Source organism: Chromobacterium aquaticum (genome assembly GCF_021129195.1).
Taxonomy (GTDB): Bacteria; Pseudomonadota; Gammaproteobacteria; order Burkholderiales; family Chromobacteriaceae; genus Chromobacterium; species Chromobacterium aquaticum.
Map to the genome: position 1 here is coordinate 1 of NZ_JAJOHW010000043.1, position 19,951 is coordinate 19,951.

The 19,951-nt window shown below is 65.8% G+C and carries 19 protein-coding genes; 10 read left to right on the top strand and 9 right to left on the bottom strand.

The genetic code is table 11. The annotated features are described in order from the left end of the window. A partial coding sequence (locus LQT98_RS07310; RefSeq protein ID WP_231461703.1) for an MFS transporter occupies positions 1-570 on the bottom strand: 570 nt, incomplete at its 3' end. Positions 571-679: 109 nt separating this feature from the next. On the opposite strand from LQT98_RS07310, the gene LQT98_RS07315 reads away from it, so the two are divergent. Together LQT98_RS07315 and LQT98_RS07320 are read left to right on the top strand one after the other, a co-directional pair. Next, positions 680-1,582, top strand: coding sequence for a LysR family transcriptional regulator (locus tag LQT98_RS07315; protein ID WP_231461705.1), 903 nt, complete (start codon positions 680-682; stop codon positions 1,580-1,582). A 98-nt stretch (positions 1,583-1,680) separates the two neighbouring features. After that, the gene (locus tag LQT98_RS07320; RefSeq protein WP_231461707.1) at positions 1,681-1,926 is read left to right on the top strand and encodes a hypothetical protein; all 246 of its coding nucleotides are present in this window, start codon (positions 1,681-1,683) and stop codon (positions 1,924-1,926) included. An 80-nt stretch (positions 1,927-2,006) separates the two neighbouring features. On the opposite strand, the gene frdD is transcribed toward LQT98_RS07320, so the two are convergent. Genes frdD through LQT98_RS07345 form a run of 5 tightly spaced genes read right to left on the bottom strand, consistent with a single transcriptional unit; the run spans position 2,007 to position 6,642 of the window. Beyond that, complete coding sequence (gene frdD, locus LQT98_RS07325; protein WP_231461708.1) at positions 2,007-2,357, bottom strand: fumarate reductase subunit FrdD; 351 nt, start codon at positions 2,355-2,357, stop codon at positions 2,007-2,009. A gap of 8 nt (positions 2,358-2,365) precedes the next feature. Then, positions 2,366-2,764: a fumarate reductase subunit C gene (locus tag LQT98_RS07330; RefSeq protein ID WP_231461709.1), complete on the bottom strand. Its 399-nt coding sequence runs from the start codon at positions 2,762-2,764 to the stop codon at positions 2,366-2,368. After that, positions 2,761-3,522, bottom strand: coding sequence for a succinate dehydrogenase/fumarate reductase iron-sulfur subunit (locus LQT98_RS07335; RefSeq protein WP_331282530.1), 762 nt, complete (start codon positions 3,520-3,522; stop codon positions 2,761-2,763). Before LQT98_RS07335 ends, LQT98_RS07330 begins: the two co-directional genes overlap by 4 nt. After that, positions 3,519-5,303: a fumarate reductase (quinol) flavoprotein subunit gene (gene frdA / locus LQT98_RS07340; RefSeq protein ID WP_231461710.1), complete on the bottom strand. Its 1,785-nt coding sequence runs from the start codon at positions 5,301-5,303 to the stop codon at positions 3,519-3,521. Before frdA ends, LQT98_RS07335 begins: the two co-directional genes overlap by 4 nt. 13 nt (positions 5,304-5,316) lie before the next feature. Continuing rightward, positions 5,317-6,642 carry an anaerobic C4-dicarboxylate transporter gene (locus LQT98_RS07345; protein ID WP_107799876.1) on the bottom strand — a complete coding sequence of 442 codons (1,326 nt, stop codon included), beginning with the start codon at positions 6,640-6,642 and terminating at the stop codon, positions 5,317-5,319. Between the two features lie 295 nt (positions 6,643-6,937). Between LQT98_RS07345 and LQT98_RS07350 the strand changes: the two genes are divergently transcribed. Next, complete coding sequence (locus LQT98_RS07350; protein WP_231461711.1) at positions 6,938-8,401, top strand: hypothetical protein; 1,464 nt, start codon at positions 6,938-6,940, stop codon at positions 8,399-8,401. Positions 8,402-8,475: 74 nt separating this feature from the next. Here the strand turns inward: LQT98_RS07350 and LQT98_RS07355 are convergent, their stop codons facing one another. The 3 genes from LQT98_RS07355 to LQT98_RS07365 all read right to left on the bottom strand — a co-directional run bounded on the left by LQT98_RS07355 (position 8,476) and on the right by LQT98_RS07365 (position 10,878). After that, positions 8,476-9,801 carry a methyl-accepting chemotaxis protein gene (locus tag LQT98_RS07355; protein ID WP_231461712.1) on the bottom strand — a complete coding sequence of 442 codons (1,326 nt, stop codon included), beginning with the start codon at positions 9,799-9,801 and terminating at the stop codon, positions 8,476-8,478. Between the two features lie 208 nt (positions 9,802-10,009). Continuing rightward, positions 10,010-10,570 (bottom strand): GNAT family N-acetyltransferase, encoded by a 561-nt coding sequence (locus LQT98_RS07360; RefSeq protein ID WP_231461713.1) that lies wholly within the window; start codon positions 10,568-10,570, stop codon positions 10,010-10,012. 47 nt (positions 10,571-10,617) lie between these two features. Further along, positions 10,618-10,878, bottom strand: a complete 261-nt coding sequence (locus LQT98_RS07365) for a hypothetical protein (protein WP_231461714.1) — start codon at positions 10,876-10,878, stop codon at positions 10,618-10,620. A 173-nt stretch (positions 10,879-11,051) separates the two neighbouring features. Between LQT98_RS07365 and LQT98_RS07370 the strand changes: the two genes are divergently transcribed. The 7 genes from LQT98_RS07370 to LQT98_RS07400 all read left to right on the top strand — a co-directional run. Then, positions 11,052-14,297, top strand: a complete 3,246-nt coding sequence (locus tag LQT98_RS07370) for a bifunctional diguanylate cyclase/phosphodiesterase (protein WP_231461715.1) — start codon at positions 11,052-11,054, stop codon at positions 14,295-14,297. A 367-nt stretch (positions 14,298-14,664) separates the two neighbouring features. Then, on the top strand, positions 14,665-14,934 hold the full coding sequence (infA, locus tag LQT98_RS07375; protein WP_019104365.1) for a translation initiation factor IF-1: 270 nt from the start codon (positions 14,665-14,667) through the stop codon (positions 14,932-14,934). 45 nt (positions 14,935-14,979) lie between these two features. Next, positions 14,980-15,165: a hypothetical protein gene (locus tag LQT98_RS07380; RefSeq protein ID WP_231461716.1), complete on the top strand. Its 186-nt coding sequence runs from the start codon at positions 14,980-14,982 to the stop codon at positions 15,163-15,165. A 422-nt stretch (positions 15,166-15,587) separates the two neighbouring features. Then, the gene (locus LQT98_RS07385; protein WP_231461717.1) at positions 15,588-16,910 is read left to right on the top strand and encodes a glycoside hydrolase family 19 protein; all 1,323 of its coding nucleotides are present in this window, start codon (positions 15,588-15,590) and stop codon (positions 16,908-16,910) included. 218 nt (positions 16,911-17,128) lie between these two features. Then, a complete protein-coding gene (locus tag LQT98_RS07390) occupies positions 17,129-17,719 on the top strand; it encodes an ANTAR domain-containing response regulator (protein WP_048409171.1) in 591 nt (196 codons plus the stop codon). A gap of 17 nt (positions 17,720-17,736) precedes the next feature. Then, positions 17,737-18,834: a CmpA/NrtA family ABC transporter substrate-binding protein gene (locus tag LQT98_RS07395; protein WP_231461718.1), complete on the top strand. Its 1,098-nt coding sequence runs from the start codon at positions 17,737-17,739 to the stop codon at positions 18,832-18,834. A gap of 304 nt (positions 18,835-19,138) precedes the next feature. Next, positions 19,139-19,951 (top strand): MFS transporter (locus LQT98_RS07400; protein WP_231461719.1); only part of this gene is annotated, 813 nt, incomplete at its 3' end.

Here is a 19,951-nt window from a genome sequence, read left to right on the forward strand (position 1 = left end):
AGGCCGCGCCGCCGCGTCCTCGCGCGGCAGCCAGGCCGCCGCCAGCAGCAAGGTCAGCAGCGCCAGCGGCAGGCTGGCCAGCAACACCCAGCGCCAGGACAGCGCATCCACCAGCACGCCGCCCAATGCCGGCGACAACGCCGGCACGATCAAGGCCACGCCCATGATCCAGGCGGTGAGCCGCGCGCGCTGCGCTGGCGGGTAGTGCCGGTAGACCATGGCCTGGCCGATGGGGATCAGCAGGCCGCCGCCCAGGCCCTGCAAGGCGCGCCAGGCGATCAGCGTTTCAATGGATGGAGCCGTGCCCGCCAGCGCGGCACCGGCGAGAAACAGCGCCAGCGATCCCAGCAGCACCCGCCGCTCGCCGTAAGCGCCGGCCAGCCAGACGCTGAGCGGAATCACCAGGGTCAGCCCCAGCATATAGGCGTTGCCCACCCAGGCCAGTTGCGTCAGCGAGGCGCCCAGATCGTGGCCGATGTCGGGATAGGCGACGCTGACGATGAACATATTGATCAGGTCCAGCGCAAAGCCCAACAGGTACACCAGGGTCAGTTTCAAACGGAGCGGCATCGGCGCTCTCCACGGTAAAGCGGCCGAGTATAGTCAGCGCCTGACGATGGAAAAACCGCGTAGCCACGACTAAACTGTCAAACCATTTTTGACAATGACGGGCAATGCCATGGTCAGTCTGGATCGCTTTGAAACCTTCAAGGCCGTGGTGGATGCCGGCTCCTTCACCGCCGCCGCCGCCGCGCTGGGCCAAACCCGCGCCGTGGTCAGCTTCAATATCAAGCGCCTGGAGCAGGAAATCGGCGTCGCGCTGTTGATCCGCAATACCCGCAGCCTGGCGCTGACCGACGCCGGCGCGCGCTTCTATCAGCGCTGCACCGACATGCTGGAGCAGGCGCGGCTGGCGATAGACGACGCCCGCGCCGAACATGGGGAATTGAGCGGCGCGCTGCGCGTGACCGCCACGCTGGAATACGGTCTGGCCAGGATTGCGCCGGCGATCGAGATCTTCGCCCAACGCCACCCGGCGCTGCGGCTGCAGTTGTCCACCTCCTCGCTGCACGCCGATCTGATCGCAGAGCGCTTCGACGTCGCCATCCGCCTGGGCCGTCTGCCGGAAACCGATCTGCACGCGGTGCCGCTGGCCCGCTTCGATATTTTCCCGGTGGCGGCGCCGGCCCTGCTGGCGCGGCAATCGGACGGGGAAGTCCGCGACCTGGCCGCGCTGAGCCGGCTGCCCTGGCTGGGACATAGCCGGCTCAAGCACGCCCAGCCCTGGCTGGTGGACACGCCGGACGGCGGCCAAGAAGCCTGGCGCCAGCATGGCCAGCCGCGGCTGAGCTCGGACAGCGCGTCCATCCTGCGCGCCTACGCGCTGGCCGGTCTCGGCGTCGCCCTGCTGCCGGATTGGCTGATCAACGCCGATCTGCGGGCCGGCCGGCTTTGTCGGCTGCTGCCTGATCACGGCTTCCCGCAGCAAGGCATCCACGCGCTCTACCCGCGCACCCGCCATGTGTCGGCCAAGGTGCGCGCCTTCATCGATTTTTTGCGCGAGCGCGAGACGGAGAACTAGGCCGCCCTCAACGCATTTCGTCGCGACCCAATGACATAAAGTAGGCAAGGCGACGGCCATCATGCAGAATGCCAGCTTCACTCAAGAAGAAAACACTCATGTCCTATTTGCGCGCCATGCCGCTCTTGTCCGTCCTCTTGCTGCTACCCCAACTTTGCTTGGCCGATATGGGCAGCATGGGCGCCTTCATGGTCAATCTGGCGCTGTTCGGCATCGTATTCTGGCTGGCGCTGACTTGCTTGGTGTTCTGGAAACTGCGCCGGCGCACGGCCGGAGCCCAGTTCGGCTTTACCCTATTGTTTCTGCTGCTTCCCCTTTTGTGGGTGGTGAGCATGGGGCGCTGATCCGCCTGCTACGGGCAAAGAAAGGACGGCGCCGCAAAGCGCCGTCCTAGCCTATCGTTTCACTCCCGGCCACAAGCCGTTCAGAAGCCCACCGCCAGCAACAGCCCCGCCGCCAGCGTGCCCAGAGCCGCCACCCCATAGGTGCAGGCCTTGGCCAGCGGCCCGCCGTGGATGCCGACATCGTGCAGGCTGTGGTAGATGCGGTGCGCCGCGTGCCACAGCAGCAGGGCGATCAGGCCGAACAGCAGCGCCTTGCCGATCAGGCTTTGCGCCAGCGCCTGCAGCGTGGCGTAATCGGCGGCGCCGTCCGGCAGCCAGCCCAGCGGCGCGGCGATGCCGGTGATGAACACCAGCATCGGCCCGAACAAGGCGGCCAGCATGCCGCCGGCGCCGAACAAGCCCCAGAAAATGGGCGCGTGAGAACGTTTCAATCCCGGTTTCATGCCGTCATCCCCCATACCAGCATCAAGAGCGCCGCGCTGCACACCACGGCGGCGGCCAGGCCGCCGGCGGTGATGGCCAGGGCGGACACTCGCCGTCCGGCCAGGGTCAGCGGCGGCAGCGTGCGCGGCATGATCTTGAACCAGGTGTAGCTGTGGTAGGCGATCATCGCCAGCGCCGCCGCGTGCAGCAGCAAGGCCGGCGCGCTTTGCAGCGCGGAGATGTAACCGCTCCAGGCCGCCTCGCCCTGGCTCAGCCGCCACAACCCGCACAGCAGGGTCAGCGCGTAGCCGGCGACGAACAGCGCCGTGCCTTCGTGCACCATGTACTCGATGAAGTAAGGATTCTTGCGCCACCAGCCTTCCATTGGCCGGACATACGGTTTGCGCTTGCTCATTTGCACTTCCCCTTGGGCCGGGCGAAGCGCAGGAAGTAATCCCTGGCCACCGCCGTCTTGTTGAGGTTGACCGCATTGGCCGGGTCCACCATCTTGGGGCAGACCTCGGAGCAATAGCCCACCGCGGTGCAGTTGAACACGCCTTCCTGCGCGGCCAGCAGCTCCATCCGCTCTTCGGCCGCGCCGTCGCGGCTGTCCATGTTGTAGCGGTGCAGCAGCGCGATGGCGCCCGGCCCCAAGAACTTGTCGTCCAAGCCGTACTGCGGGCAGGCGGCGTAGCACAGCAGGCAGTTGATGCAGCTGCTGAACTGGGCGTACCAGTCCATCTGCGCCGGGGTTTGCAGGTATTCGCCGTCGGACAGCGGCTTGTCTTCCTTGGGCACGATATAGGGCTGGATGCTTTCCAGCTTGGCGATGAAGTCGTCCAGCACCACCACCAGATCGCGTTCTATCGGGAAGTGGTTCAGCGCCTCGATGCGCACCACGCCGGGGTAGTCGCGCAGAAAGGTCTTGCAGGCCAGCTTGGGCACGCCGTCCACCATCATGCCGCAGCTGCCGCAAATCGCCTGGCGACAGGACCAGCGGAAGGCCAGGCCGCCATCCAGGTAGTCGCGGATGTATTGCAGCGCCTGCAGCACCGACATGTCGTCGCGGTACGGCACTTCAAAGTGTTGCAGCCACGGCTCGCTGTCCTGCTCCGGCCGGTAGCGCATCACCGCTATGGTCTTGGTCTGTTCCGTCATAGTCTGTTCGCTCATGCCTTGCCCTCCTTGGCCGCGGCTTCCGCCGCCAGGCCGGCGGCGCCGTAGGCGCGCACCGCCGGCTGCGATTTGGTGATCTTCACCGCGCCGTAGTCTATGCGCGGCGCGTCCGCGCCCTGGTAGACGGCGAGGCTGTGCTTGAGGAAGTTGACGTCGTCGCGCTGCTCGCAGCCGTCCAGCCGCTGGTGGGCGCCGCGCGATTCGCGGCGTTGCAGCGCGGAATGCGCCATCGCCTCGGCCACGTCCAGCTGGTAGCCCAGTTCGATGGCCAATAGCCAGTCGCTGTTCCAGACGCTGGATTTGTCTTCCACGTGCACATTGCGGAAGCGCTGCTTCAGCTCCGCCAGCTTGTCGCAGGTAGCGCGCATCGAGGCTTCCAAGCGGTAGATGCCGCAGCCGGCCTCCATGGTTTCCGCCATTTCGCGACGCAGTTCGGCGATGCGTTCGCCGCCTTCGCGCGCGCGCAGCGCGTGCAGGCGCGCCTCGGCGGCCTCGGCCTGCTTTTGCAGCGCCTCGCGCCGCGCCGGATGGCGCGATCGCGCGCAGCGAGCGGCTTCTTCGCCGGCCACCTTGCCGAACACCGACAGTTCCGCCAGCGAGTTGGAGCCCAGGCGGTTGGCGCCGTGGATGCCGACGCTGGAGCATTCGCCGGCGGCGAACAGGCCGGGCATGGGCGCGGCGCAGCGGCCGTCCACCAGGATGCCGCCCATGGTGTAGTGCACCGCCGGCCGTACCGGAATCGGCGCCTTGGCCGGGTCTATGCCCAGGAATTCCTCGGCCAGCTCGCAGATTTGCGGCAGCCGTTCGCGCAGCTTGGCGTGGCCCAGGTGGCGCAGGTCCAGATATACCGCGGAGCCCCACGGGCCTTCCACGGTGCGGCCCTGTTGCTGTTCGTACCAGAAGGCCTGGCTCAGGCGGTCGCGCGGGCCCAGCTCCATGAATTTATTGCGCGGCTTGTCCTCGGCCGGGCCCAGGCCGTAGTCCTGCAGATAGCGGTAGCCGTCCTTGTTGACCAGCAGGCCGCCTTCGCCGCGGCAGGCCTCGGTGAACAACAGGCCGGTGCCGGGCATGCAGGTGGGGTGGTATTGCACGAATTCCATATCGCGCAGCGGCACGCCGTGGCGGTAGGCCAGCGCCATGCCGTCGCCGGTGACGATGCCGCCGTTGGTGTTCTCGCGGAACACCCGGCCAGCGCCGCCGGTGGCCATCACCACCGCGCCGGCCTCGATCAACAAGCTGTCGCCGCTGGCGATGTCTATCGCCAGCACGCCGCGCGCCTCGCCGTCTTCCACGATCAGGTCGGCGCAGAAGTATTCGTCGAAGCGGCGGATGGACGGGAAGCGGATCGAGGTCTGGAACAGGGTGTGCAGCATGTGGAAGCCGGTCTTGTCGGCGGCGAACCAGGTGCGTTCTATCTTCATGCCGCCAAAGGCGCGCACATTGACGCTGCCGTCCTCCTTGCGGCTCCACGGGCAGCCCCAGTGTTCCAGCTGCACCATTTCCTCCGGGCACTGGCTAACGAAGTATTCCACCACGTCCTGCTCGCACAGCCAGTCGCCGCCAGACACGGTGTCGTTGAAATGGGCGTCGAAGCTATCGTGCGCCTGTTTGACCCCGGCGGAGCCGCCCTCGGCCGCCACGGTGTGGCTGCGCATCGGGTAGACCTTGGACACCAGCGCGATGCGCAAGGCCGGGTCCGCCTGGGCGGCGGCGATGGCGGCGCGCAAGCCCGCGCCCCCCGCTCCCACGATCACGATGTCTGCTTGGTAAGTTTCCACAAGCTTTCCTCACTTAGAAGTACAAATGCGTCAATCCGTACGCCGCCAGCGTGGACACTCCCACCCCTATCAGCCCCGGCATCATGAAGCTGTGGTTGAGCAGGTATTTGCCGATGCGGGTGGTGCCGCTGCGGTCCATATTGATGGCCGCCAGGTCGCTGGGATAAAAGGCGAAGAAGAAATAGGCGTAGCAAGAGGGCATGATGGCCAGCAGCTGATGCGGGCTCAGGCCCAGCGCCAGGCCGAAGGGCACCATGATGGTGAGCGTGGCGGCCTGGCTCTTGACGAAGGCGGATACGGCGAACATCGCTAGCGCGAAGGTCCACGGCGCGTAGGCCACCATGGCCTTGATATTGGCCACCAGCAGCGGCTCGTTGGCCTTGACGAAGGTATCGCTCATCCAGGCGATGCCGAAGATGGACACCACGGCGATCATGCCGGCGGTGAACACCTCGGAACGGGCGATCACCGCCGCCTTGGCGTTGGAACGGAACAGGATGAAGGCGCCGAAGGCCAGCATCACGAACTGCACCACCGTGGTCATCGGCACCGGCTTGCCCTGGCTGACCGGCAGCCATTGCGGAAACAAGGCCAGCAGCACGATGACGAGGATGCCGGAGAAGAACAGCGCCACCGATTGCCGCGCCGCCGCCGGCAGGGTCTTGTCCAGGGTGGTGACGGATTTTTCCACCGAGGCGCGGAAGTCCGGGTCTTGCATCCGGGCCAGGAATTCCGGATCGCGGTCCAGTTCCACGCCGCGGCGCAGGCTCCAGCAGGCGGCGGCCAGCACGCCCAGCAGGCCGGACGGCGCGGTCACCATCAGGATTTGCCACAGGGTCAGCGGCTGGCCGCTGTGGGCGGTCATCGCCAACAGCGAGGTCACCGCCGCCGCCGCCGGGCTGGCGGTGATGCCCATCTGCGAGGCCACGCTGGCCATGGCCATAGGCCGTTCCGGGCGGATGCGGGTTTTCAGCGACACGTCGGCGATCACCGGCAGCAGCGAATACACCGCATGACCGGTGCCCACGCACATGGTGAGCAGGAAGGTGGACAGCGGCGCCAGGAAGGTGATTTGCTGCGGATGGCGACGCATCAGCCGCTCCGCCTGCTGCACCAGGAAGTCCAGGCCGCCGGCCACTTGCAGCGTGGCCGAGGCGGTGACCACCGCCAGGATGATCAGCATCACGGTGATGGGCGGCTCCGCCGGCGCCACGCGGAACACGAAGCACAGCACCGCCACGCCCAGCCCGCCTATCATGCCCAGGGCCACGCCGCCGCGGCGTATGCCCATCAGTATCGCTGTCAGCAGCAGCGCGAATTGTATCCAGAAAACCCACATGATCTTGTCCCTATTAGCCATTGTTTTCCGCTGTTATAGGGGATTAACAGCATCTGCTAATAGACCTTGATCAAGTCCGGATCACAACGATTTCAAAACAGACCATTGGCATTGAAAACCAGCTGTTTTCAAGCCCTCCAGCCTGCTCCACTGACCTTAATAATGGCTAACCATGATATTCCGTATGGCTATAACTGGGCAGCATGCGGCTTGCGCATGCCGAATTGACACCAACACCAGGGCAGAGGCCAGCGGCCTCCCCGCCCAGTTGAAGACCCCGTTTGGAGATCTCGTGATGAAACGCCATGAATTGTCCCTGCTCGCCGGCCTGCTGCTGACAGCTTACGCCGCCGCGCAGCCGGTGCCGCTGCCCAATCCCGGCATCCCCGGCTACCAGTTCCCGGAACCGGAATCCACGCTGATGCAGTGGATCAATCAGCCCAGCGCCGCCCATGTCCGCAATATCCACCGCCACGGCTGGGGCTTGTGGGCCGCGCTGACCACGCCCAGCGGCCAGACCGAGTACGGGCTCGCCAACGCGCCGGTCTACCTGACCTGGCTGACGCCGGACGAGGTGGCCGCCCTGCCCGCGGACGCGGCGGCCAACGCGACATCGGCCGCGGCGGCGGCTCCGCGCCAGATGCGGCTGCGCGTGCCGCGCCAGTTCATGCGCATTCCCGGCTTCATGGAGAAGCTGCAGGCGCGGCTGGTGGCGCTGAGCCAAAGCCAGGACCAATCCGCCCGCGGCGTGCGCGACACCTCCTCGTTTGAAATGGTGGGCTACGATCCGAGCGCCGCCGCCTTCGCCAGCAAGAACCAGCTGTTTTCCAAGACGGCGCTGACCAAGCTCTACCAGGCCGGCAACGCGTCGATTCCGGCCTTCCCAAGCACCGCCGTCACCGTCAAGCCGGTATACAAGCTGGTCAGCAAGGCCAATATGATTCCGGGCACCTCCTTGTATGTGATGCCGGCCTGGCCCGGCACGCCCAAGCCGACGCCGGCGATGCAAAGCGGCGGCTTTCCGGAGGAGGCCTGGCCCGGCTGCGTCTACATCGACGCCAAGAACCCAGGCCGCTCCGCGGCTCAGAGCGCGGATGCTTCCTGTAGCCGCCCCAGCGCCGCCAATACCTTCGGCCTGGGCGACTTCATCCGCATCCCGATCACCGCCGCCAACGCCGCCCTGTTTTCCAGCCTGGCGCAAAACCAGTTGAAACAGCCGGTGGAGCCCGGCGATACCCTGATCCTGATGGCGATGCACGTCACCTCGCGCGAGATGACGGAATGGACCTGGCAAACCTTCTTCTGGACGCCGGCCCCGGCCAAGCCGCCGCTGCCCAGCTCCGTCGCCGTGGCCCAGGCGCGTCCGGCGCAACTGCCTTGGCCGGCGGCGCATTACGCGATGTCCATCGGCTACCAGATGGTGGCGCCCAACCAGCCGGTGAACGGCGGCAAGAGCGTCGGCTCGCCGGTCACGGTGTACAACCCCTATCTGGAGGCCGGCTTCGACAGCAGCGTCTTCCAGCCCCCGCCGCCGCTGAACGTGGGCATTTACAACCCCAAGACCAAGGCCACTTTCAGGGGCACCCTGGGCATACAGAGCAATTGCATGACCTGCCACTCCGGCGCCTCGGTGAAGATGGACAGCGCGGTCAAGCGGATAGGCTACGCCACCAATTTCTACATCCCGCGCAATGCGCCCATGTTCAAGGGCAATCTGCAAACCGACTTCCTGTGGTCCATCGCGGACGGCGTGGAATAAGCGGCATGGCCTGAAAGACGAACGCCCATCCTCCTGGCAGGGGATGGGCGCAGGCCGCGGCGTCGAGCCAGTTTTTAAGGCGTTTTCTGCGCCTGCACCGCGGAAAAATGGCTGACCACCTCGCTCAGCTGGGCGGTGCTGCTGCGGATCTGGTCGATGGAGGTGCTGGCCACGCCGGCGTGCTCCTCGCCCATCCTCGCCTTGATCTGCATTTCATGGATGCTCTCGCTGGCGGAGGAGGTGCCGTTGCGGATGTCGTCTATCATGCCGGCCACTTCCTTGGTGGACGCATTGGTGCGCTCCGCCAGCTTGCGCACCTCGTCGGCCACCACCGCGAAGCCGCGGCCCTGCTCGCCGGCGCGCGCCGCTTCTATCGCCGCGTTCAGCGCCAACAGATTGGTCTGGTCGGCAATCTCGTGAATGGTGTTGACGATGGAGGTGATGCGCAGGGTCTTGGCGTCCAGGTCCTCGATGATCTTGACCGAGCGCTCGGCGCTGTCGGCGATCAGGCTCATCTCGCCTATGGTGTCCTTGATCACCGCCAGGCCGTCCGACGAGGCCGCGTCGGAGGCGGCGGACAAGCGGTGCGCTTCTTTGACCAGGCCCAGATCGCGCTGCGCCGCTTCTTCTTCCTCGGTGATGTCCAGCGCGAACTTGATCACCTTGTAGACCTCGCCCTCGTCATTGACGATGGGGTTGTAGCTGGCCTCCAGCCAGATGGGCCTGCCCTGCTTGTCGCGGCGCTCGAACTTGCCGGCGATGAAGATGCCCTGGTTCAAACGCTGCCACAGTTCGGCATAAGCCGGGCTGTTGACGAATTCCGGCACGCAGAAGATGCGATGGTGCTGGCCGATGATTTCCTGCTCGCCATAGCCCACCGTGTTCAGGAAATTGCTGTTGGCGCGCAGCACGATGCCGTCGATGGAGAACTCGATCACCGCCATGGAACGGCTGACCGCCTTCATGGTGTTGCGCGCTTCCAGTTCGGTCTGCACCGACTTGGTCACGTCCAAGGCGAACTTGACCACCGCCACCACTTGGCCGGTTTCGTCGCGCACCGGGTTGTAGCTGGCTTCCAGCCACACGATGTCCCCATTCTTGGTCACCCGCTTGAAGCGGTCGCTGACGAAATGCCCCTGTTTCAAGCGGCTCCAGAAATTGGCGTACTCGGCGCTGCTCACATAGTCCGCCGGGCAAAACAAGCGGTGATGCTGGCCAACCACTTCATTGGCGCGATAGCCCATCGCCTGCTCGAAGTTGGCATTGACCGAGCGGACCACGCCGTCCGGCGAAAACTCGATCACCGCCATCGAGCGGTCTATCGCCTGCAGCACGCCCTGCTGCTTATGTAGTTCCGCCACCGTATCCTGCAATTTACGTTTCAACGCGGTATTGAACATGCAGCAACCTTTCCACTCGTGTCATCCACTTGCCATCGGCGCGCCCGCCCCCTAATTATTTATGGAGGCCGTCATACCCATGTCAAACCGTAGAAATACCTAGCGCGCGCAAGCAGATACATTCACAACCCGCGCGGGCATGGCCCCAAAAAAGACAAGGCCGCCTTGCGGCGGCCAGTGGCTAGCGGCTTCGAGCTCCTCATCTGGTTCAGGATTGCTTGGCATCCGGCGCAGGATCGCTGGCCAAGCGCGAGAACATCAGGAAATCGCCCGGCTTGTCTCCAAGCTGGCGGTAAGCGCGCAGCAGGCCTTCTTGTTGAAAGCCGCAGGCGCGCAGCACCTGTTGCGCACGCGGATTACCGTCCCATGCCACCGCTTGCAGCCGGAACAGACCACAGGTGCTCAAGGCCCAGCCGGCCACGGCCCGGCACGCTGCCGCGGCCAAGCCGCGCCCGCGGTAGGCCGGCGCCAGATCAAAATCCAGCTCCGCGCTGCGATTGCGCTGTGAAACCGCCCCCAGGCCTATGGTGCCGGCCAGGCGGCCAAGTTCATCATCGACGATGGCCAGGCGCAGCGGCGCGTCGGGCACCTCGGAACGACATGCCTGTATCATCGGCGCCAGGTCCGCCGCCGAGCACACTTGCCAGCCCTGATATGCCATCATCTCGGGCGAACGCAGATATTCGTACCAGTCCGGGATGTCCAATACTTCGATTGGCCGCAGGCTAAAACCCTGCTGCCCAAAAAACGGCGGGTTTATCACATTCATCACGAGTACCAGAATCAGGCTGCCGGCGGTGAGTGCCGCGCAGAGTGTCAATGGGTGGAGTCTGTACTCATTCTAGAAGAAAGTCCGTCAATAAAAAGCGAATAAGCGACGCCGCGACGCGGCCGTTGCGGCCTGCGTTCACCGTCATCGCCTTTCAACGCCAACACCCTGCCAAACACGCCTCCATCGTCAAACCATGTGCTTTCCTCGCTCCGAATATCGCCAGCGCAAACCCCGGACAGCGCCGACAGTTGCGATATAGCGCGGCTGCCTGCATTCAGCAAAACCGGAAAATACTTAGCAGCCATTCAAAATCCGGGGCTCGTCGATTATCTCCCACGTCAACGCGGGCATTTTTGGCGGGCCATTTTTATGCACCCTCGATATTGCTATTAAGTAGTTGGCCTTTTTGAAATCCATACCTAAAAATGAATCAGTGACTGGCCGCATCCGCCTTGGGCGCGAGCGCAGTGAGGAAGCCATGCCGACGACCAAAAAACCCGCCGCCGTAAGCGGAAGCGCCGCAGGCAAACACCAGCGCCGTCTCCGCGATTTGCTGAAACGCTACGATGCCGCTTTCGCCGCCGGCGCGTCGCTGGACAGCCTGCTGCGGCAACTGGAACAGCTGCGCGAATACGCATTGCGCCACGCCATCGACGAGACGCAAATGCTGTCCGCGCTGGCCGCGCGGCCGGAACCGCCGCTGGATTCGGCGGCCGGGCGGCAGGCGCGGCAGTGGCTGACCGACATGACCCGCGGCCTGGGCACGCAGTTGAGCCAGGCCTCCGCTCCGCCGCAAGCGCAGGCGATGCTGGAGCAGCTGGAAGACGCGGTGCTGCTGCTGGACCACGCCAGCCAGCAAGTCTTGTACGTGAACGCCGCGCTGATGGAACTGCTGGGCGGCGGCAGCGCGCCGCCCTGCCCGCTGCCACTGGCGGCGCTGGCCCCGGACAGCGGGTTGACCGAGGCGCTGCGGCCGCTGCTGACGCTGCCCGCCGACAAGCCCAGCCAAATCTCCGCCACCCCGCTGCGCCGTCCGTCCGGCGACGCCGGCCATATCGACATCCGCTCACGGCCGCTGCGCATCGACGCGCGGAACTGCCTGCTGCTGACCCTGCGCGACGCCACCGACCGGCTGGCCTCGGAACGGATGCTGACCCGCCATCTGGACATCCTGGCGCAGCTGGCCGGCCTGTCCACCGAATTGGCCAGCCAGCCGGCGGAAACATTGTGGTCGCGCATGAGCGCCCTGCTGGAACGAGTGGGACGCTTCCTGGACGCGGATCGCTGCCTGCTGGCCCTGGTCGACGCCGATGGCCGGCAGTTGAATATTGTCCGCGAATGGCGGCGCGACGCGCAGCCCGCCGGCCCGCCCGCCGCCATCGCCCGCACCCGGCTGTGCTGGCTGGAACAGCAGTTGGGACAGCAGCGCACCCTGTTGCTGAACGACGGCGCCGAGTCCCCGGAAGCCGCCGACGCGCTGGAGCGATTACTGGGCGTCGACGGCCACAGCGCGCTATTGGCCACGCTACGGCCGCGGCAATGCTGGCGCGGCGTGCTGGCGGTCAGCGCGCCGGCGCCGCACAGCTGGCTATGGATAGAGCAGCATATGCTGCAGTCGGTGGCGGACATGCTGTCCAACTTCCTGGAGCGCAGCCAATTCCACGACGACGCCCAACGCCGTCAACGCGAGGCCTTGGCCCTGGCGCGGATTGGCTATTGGGAATGGCGGCGCGGTGACGCCGCGCCGCACTGGTCGGCGGAACTGTACCAGCTGTGCCAGCGTGAACCGGCGCAATTCCAGCCCGTGGCCGCGCAGTTGCCAGCGCTGCTGCCGCCCACGGACTGGCCGCTGCTGCGCCGGGCCCTGCGTCAGGCGCTGCGCCTCCGCGCGGCCGCGCAACTGGATCACCGCCTGCTGCTGCCCGACGGCCGCGAGCGCTTCGTCCGCCATCACATCGCGCAGGAACGGGACGCCGGCGGCCGCCTGCTCCGGCTGAGCGGCACGCTGCAGGACATCAATGAATTCAAACGGCGCGAGCAAGCGTTGCAACAGGCTGCCGTCGTCTACGAACACACGCTGGAAGGCGTGGTGATCGCCGATGCCGACAAACGCATTCTCGACGTCAACCAGGCCTTCTGCGCCATTACCGGCTACCCGCGCGCCGAGCTGCTGGGCCAGATGCCGCGCCTGCTGCATTCCGGCCATCACGACGCCGGCTTCTACCGCCAGCTGTGGCAGAGCGTGGAAGAAAGCGGCCGCTGGCAAGGCGAAATCTGGAACCGCCACAAAGATGGCAGCGCGGCGCCGGCCTGGCTCACCGTCACCGTGGTGCGCGACGAGAACGGCGCGGTGCGCAACTACGTCGGCGTGTTCTCCGACATCGCCCAAATCAAGAAATCGGCCGCCGAGATGGCGCAGCTGGCGCATTACGACTCCTTGACCACCCTGCCCAACCGGCTGCTGTTCCTGTCGCGGCTGGAACACGCGATCGAAACCGCCAAGCGCGAGCGCCGCCGCGTGGCGGTGCTGTTCATCGACCTGGATAATTTCAAGCAGATCAACGACACCCAAGGCCACGGAGCCGGCGACCACTTGCTGGTGGAAGTGGCCGCCCGGCTCAAGGACTGCCTGCGCGCCAACGACACCGTGGCGCGCATCGGCGGCGACGAATTCCTGATCCTGCTGGAGAACCAGAAGGCCGACAATCCCGTCATCGATATCGCCAACAAGATCGTCAAGGCCTGCGCCCGGCCGTTCCAGCTAGAGGGCCAACCGGTGACGGTGGGTTGCAGCGTGGGCATCAGCATCTACCCGCGCGACGGCCAGGATGCCGAAAGCCTGATGCGCAACGCCGACGCCGCCATGTACCAGGCCAAGAACGAGGGCAAGGGCGCCTTCCGCTTTTACACCGAAGAGCTGACCCAGCGCGCGCGGCTGCGCGTGGAGCAGGAACAGGAACTACGCCTGGCGCTGGAGCGGCGCGAGCTGTTCCTGGTGTTCCAGCCCAAATACCGCCTGCAAGATGGCGTGCTCACCGGCGCCGAAGCGCTGCTGCGCTGGCAGCACCCGACGCAAGGCCTGATCGGGCCGGACGCCTTCATCCCGCTGGCGGAGGAAACCGGCCTGATCATTCCCATAGGCAGTTGGCTGATCCGCCACGCCTGCGGCGTTCTGCGCCGCTGGCTGGACGCCGGCCTGTCCCCCGGCGTGCTCAGCCTCAATATCGCCGGCGCGCAGATCCAGCGCGCGCCCATTCTGCAAACCCTGAAGCAGGCGCTGCGCGACTGCCGCATCCCGGCGCGGCAGATCGAACTGGAAGTCACCGAGCGCTTCGTGATGAGCAATCCGGACGCTCATCTGAAAGTGCTGCGCGAGCTGCGCCAGCTGGGCGTCAGCCTGTCGATAGACGACTTCGGCACCGGCTACTCCTCGCTCAGTTATCTGCGGCAATTGCCGGTGCAAACGCTGAAGATAGACCAATCGCTGGTGCAGGGCCTGCCCGACCACGAACACGAAACCAGCATCAGCCTGGCCATCATTTCGCTGGCCAAGACCTTGCGGCTGGATCTGGTGGCCGAGGGCGTGGAAACCGAGGCCCAGCGCCGCTTCCTGCTGGACGCTGGCTGCGAGCACGGCCAGGGCTATCTTTATGCCAGGCCGATGCCGGAGGACAAACTGGCCGAATTGATGCGCAGCGGCCGCGTCAGCGCCGCCGACAGCTGAGTTTCCGCCGCGAAAAACCCGCTTGCCGATGAGATTTTCGACACAGCGGTCAGCCTGGCCGGCCAATCCATCTCCCTGATTTTTTTGTGAAAACCGCCACGCCATGCCGGCTTATGAGCGCCCTGGCCGAGATATTCTTGTATTTTTCTGACAAATCAGTGCGTTAGATATATAATACCGTTCGCCTCAGATTTTCTGATCGTTCCGGCAGCTGCCTGCTGGACGCTCCGCCTTGCCTGAGGGCTGCCTGTGAAGCCAGCCCCTCCCTAGCTTGGTTACCGAATAGACGCGCCAATAGCTCCTGCTCGCGGCAGTCCATGTGACTGTCGCTGTGGCTGTTGGCCTACCGCATTAGAAAGGAATCGTAATGTCCAAAGAAGACATGATCGAACTGGAAGGTGTTGTCATTGAAATGTTGCCCGAGTCCCGCTTCCGCGTGCGCCTGGACAACAACGTCGAAATCCTGGCCTATGGCTCGGGCAAGATGAAGATGCACCGTATTCGCGTACTGGTAGGCGACCGCGTCACTGTAGAGATGTCGCCCTACGACTTGACCAAGGGCCGCATCAATTTCCGTCACCCGACGGCGCCGGCCGGCGGCGGCACGCCTCGCCCCCATCACAACCGACGCCGTTGATCTGCCGGCATGGCCCGCTATCGCGGTCATGCCCAGGAGCAACACTTGCGAGTCAATGAACTCAAACCTGGCGATTACATCGCCGAGCAGCACGATAGCGCCGCAATTACCTTTACCGTAATTGCGGTCAGCGCGGTGGGACGACACTGCCACGTTACTTTCTCGTCCGAGCTGGGCCTGGATTCCGCCAGTTACCCGCACGACGCCTGGATCAACGCCAACCGTCCCTGAAGCCTCTCGTCCAGCAGTTCCGGACCCTTAAAGCCGCACCCGCCCGGGATCTCACCCCGGCGCCTAGCGCGGCCTCTCCCCAGTACTGCCCGACCCCGACCTTGCCGTGCCCGGCATTGGCGCGCCGTCGCTTCGCGGCGAAAAAGTCATTTGACATATCAAAAATTGGTTCCATAGTGGTATCTATGCCGCGCGTTGCGCGTGGCAGAAAACCACGTAAGGGAGCCTCGAAAAACCATCGCGAGCCGTTCGAGAGCTAGACACGTCCATCAGGACCGAGATAGCGCACACGCTATAGCGAGGAAACCCGTGGCCAAGCGAGGCTGTCGGACCGCGCGGCGGGTTTATCGAGGCCCCTATAAATGGCTGCCATGATTGCGCGCGGCTTATATCCCGCAGGCAGCCTGACAACAGGAGCCAACATGCACAAATCCCTTTCCGCCCTGCTGCTGGGCCTGGCCTGCCAGGCCGTCCTGGCCGCGCCCTGGAATGCCGCTACCGTCTATCAAGCCGGACAGAAGGTCCAATGGCAAGGCCAGGACTGGCAAGCCAAATGGCGTACCCGCGCCGAGACGCCGGCCGCCAATCCCAGGGGCAGCTGGACGCCGGCCGCGGCCAAGGCCGCCGCGCAGACCGCCACCGCCCAGGCACAGCCGCCCACGCTGCAACAGGCACTGCAATACGAGGCCAGTCTGACCGACACCCCCTTCTTCCGCAGCGTCAAGGCCTCTATCCGCACCCTGCCCAACGCCCAAGTGGAACAGGTGGCGCCCGGCCGCGCCGCCAACCCGCTGAACGTGCGTCGGGTGGAACGCCTGTTGCCGGCGGCCAAATGGGAGTATTACTTCTCGCGCCGCGACGCCAGCTACAGCTACCAGCGTTTCCTGCAAGCCATCGCCAAGTTTCCCGCCATCTGCGACGACTACGGCGACGGCCGCGACGGCGACGCCATCTGCCGCCACAGCCTGGCCACCATGTTCGCCCACTTCGCCCAGGAAACCGGCGATCACAACCGCAGCGACACGGTGCCGGAATGGCGGCAGGGCCTGAAATACCTGCGTGAGATGGGCTGCGCCGAAACCGGCCCCGGCTGCGGCTACAACACCGAGTGCGCCGATCCGGTATTCAACAAGGTATGGACCTGCGGCAAGAACGCCGACGGCAGCTGGAAAAAATACTTTGGCCGCGGCGCCAAGCAACTGTCCTACAACTACAACTACGGCCCCTTCTCCCAGGCCATGCACGACGGCGACCAATCGGTGCTGCTGCAGAACCCGGACCTGGTGGCCTCCACCTGGCTGAATCTGACCTCGGCCACCTTCTTCTTCGTCTACCCGCAGCCGCCCAAACCGTCGATGCTGCACGTGCTGGACGGCACCTGGGTGCCCAATGCCGCGGACAAGGCGGCCGGCGCCGGCAACAACTTCGCCACCACCATCCAGATCATCAACGCGGAATGCGGCGGCGGCACCGAGCGCCAGGCGGCGCAGAACCGCATCGACTACTACCGCCAGTTCGCCAACGATCTGGGCTGGGACTACGGCAGCGAGCAATTGTCCTGCGCCAATATGCAACGCTTCAGCGCCGCCAGCTCCGCCGCCTACAATATTTACTGGGAGCAGGACTGGAAATGGGGCAATGACTACAAGTGTCAGCTGGTGAGCTATCAGACCCCGTACAGCGCGCTGCAAGCCGGCAACTACCAGCGCTGCGTCGAGGACAACTGGAAGATCAAGCTGAAATGAAATCGGCCGGCCCCGCATGAGCGGGGCCGGCCTCGCCAACGACTCTTGTTCACCCGTGCGTCACCTCCCCGTCCATTGGCCTTGTCTCCGCTCAACGATAAGCCATCGCGGCTAAACACCGCGTCAATCCGGCGACGTCCTCGCTAAAAATCGCATCAAGATTTCCCTTGGGCACGGCGCTTGCTTCAGCGAATCCATCCCTTTCCATCGGCATTGCAATGTCCGCCCCTCCGCCGCTACGCCTGCTGCTGGTCAACGACCACGCCAAAACCATCGCCTCGCTGCGCCAGGCGCTGGCGCGCGCCGGCTACGCCATCATCGCCGAAGTGGACAGCGCCGCGGCGCTGCTGCAGGCGGTGGAGCGGCTGCGGCCGGACGTGGTGATCGTGGACACCGAATCGCCGTCGCGCGACACCCTGGAACAACTGGCGCTGCTGGGCGAGATCGCGCCGCACCCGGTGGTGATGTTCGCCGATCAGGGCGATCTGCCCACCATAGAAGCCGCGGTCCACGCCGGCGTGGCAGCCTATGTGGTGGACCAGGCCGACGCGACGCGGTTGGCGCCCATCATCGACCTGGCCCGCGCCCGCTTCGCCGAGGACGCCCGGCTGCGACAGCGGCTGGCGGCGGCGGAACAGCAACTGGCCGAGCGCAAGCTGATCGAGCGCGCCAAGGGCATTCTGATGGACAAGCGCCGGCTCAGCGAAAACGACGCCTACCAGGCGCTGCGCCGCCAGGCGATGCGCGAGGGCCTGCGCATCGCCGACCTCGCCCGGCAACTGATCCAGGCCGCCGAACTGCTAGGTTGAACCGCAAGGAAACCCTCATGACCATTCCGCACCGCCTGCGCCTGGGCTATCTGCCGCTGACCGACAGCGCGCCGCTGATCGTCGCGCGCCAGCTTGGGCTGGACCGCCGCCACGGCCTGGAACTGGAATTGCTGCGCCAGCCTTCGTGGAGCGCGGTGCGCGACAAGCTGCTGGACGGCCGCCTGCACGCCGCCGCGGCGCTTTACGGCCTGGCCTACGGCATGCAGCTGGGTCTGGCCGGCCCGCAAGCGGACATGGCGCTGCTGATGACGCTGAACCAGAACGGCCAGGCCATCACCCTCAGCCATCCGCTGGCCGACGCTCTGGCCGCAGCGCCGCAGCAGGCCTTGCCGCGCCGCGTGCGCCAGGGCGGCGCTCCGCTGACGCTGGCCCACACCTTCCCCGCCGGCACCCATGCGCTATGGCTCAACTACTGGCTGGCGGCTCAAGGCCTGGACCCGCTGCGCGACGCGCGCCTGGTGGTGATTCCTCCGCCGCAGATGGGCGCGGCGCTGGAGGCCGGCCAACTGGACGGCTTTTGCGCCGGCGAGCCCTGGCACCAGCAGGCGGCGGCGCGCCAGGCCGGCCGCATCGCCGTTTCCAGCGGCGACATCTGGCCCGGCCACCCGGAAAAAGCCCTGCTCTGCCGCCGTGAGTTCGCGCACAAAGAAGCCGCCGCCGCCCATGCGCTGATCATGGTGCTGTTGGAGGCCTGCCGCTGGCTGGAACACAGCGATCACCGCCGCCAGGCGGCGCGCTGGCTGGCGCGGCCGGAACACATCGCCCTGCCGGAAACGCTGATCGCCGCCACCCTGCCCTCGGCCGCCGTCGGCGCGTCGGCGCTGCGCTTCTTCGATCAGGGCCGGGTCAACTACCCCTATCCGTCCGACGGCGTCTGGTTCATCGACCAGTTCCGGCGCTGGGGCTGGCTGCGCGGCGACGAGGACGCGCAAGCAGTCGCAGCCACGGTGAGCCAGACCCGGCTCTACCGGCAGGCGGCGGACGCGCTGGGCCTGCCGGTGCCGGCACGGCAGCTGCGCCATGGCCGGCTGTGCGACGGCGTGGAATGGGACGGACGGCCGCGCTACCAAACGGCCGTGAAGCAGCCAGGCTGAACCATCTCATGCTGCAACGCACAAACTCAGTGCGCGGCCGGCTATTTTCGCACCAGCGCGGTGCGTTTTCTTCGCCGCAAACCTAGATAAAACCAGGCTTTCAGCCGCCGCGCGGCTGGCACGGCGTTTGCATATGTCAAGCCGGGCCTGGCACAAAGACGTGCCGCGCCCGCCTCAAATGCTTGTCCGGCCAATGGCGGCCGGGACGGCAACGGACAACGGCGTCCGCTCCTGCTATCACCGAGGAGCGAACGCCGTTTTTATTTTGGCCGGCCCCCGGCCGCTCGCGGCACAGGAGTTTCGCATGGACCGTTCCTTCTGGCAGACCGGGCACAAGCCCACCTTGCTGTCCGCCTTCCTCTATTTCGACCTCAGCTTCATGGTCTGGTATCTATTGGGCCCGCTGCAGGTGCCCATCGCCGCCGCGCTGGGCCTGGACACCCGCGAGCGCGCGCTGATGGTGGCCACCCCCATCCTGGCCGGCGCGCTGCTGCGGCTGGCCGCCGGCATGCTGGCGGACCGCATCGGCGCCAAGCGCACCGGGCTGATCGCCCAGATCGTCGTCATCGCCGCCCTGTTCCTCGCTTGGCGCGCCGGCCTGTCCAGCCTGGGCGGCGCGTTGCTGCTGGGCCTGTTCCTCGGCGTGGCCGGCGCCTCCTTCGCCGTGGCGCTGCCGCTGGCCTCGCGCTGGTATCCGCCGGCGCATCAGGGCACGGCGCTGGGCATCGCCGGCGCCGGCAACTCCGGCACCGTGCTGGCGGCGCTGTTCGCGCCGGCGCTGGCGCTGCAGTTCGGCTGGCAGAACGTGTTCGGCCTCGCCTGCCTGCCGCTGTTGCTGGTGCTGCTGCTGTTCGCCCGGCTGGCCAAGGAGGCGCCGGGCGCGCCGCCGCCCAAGCGCTGGGCCGATTACCTGGCGGTGCTGGCCCAGCGCGACGCCTGGTGGCTGATGCTGTTCTACGCCATCACCTTCGGCGGTTTCGCCGGCTTCGCCAGCGCGCTGCCCGGCTATTTCCACGATCAATTCGGCTTCGACGCCAAGACCGCCGGGCTCTACACCGCCGCCTGCGTGTTCGCCGGCTCGATGATGCGGCCGCTGGGCGGCGTGCTGGCGGACCGC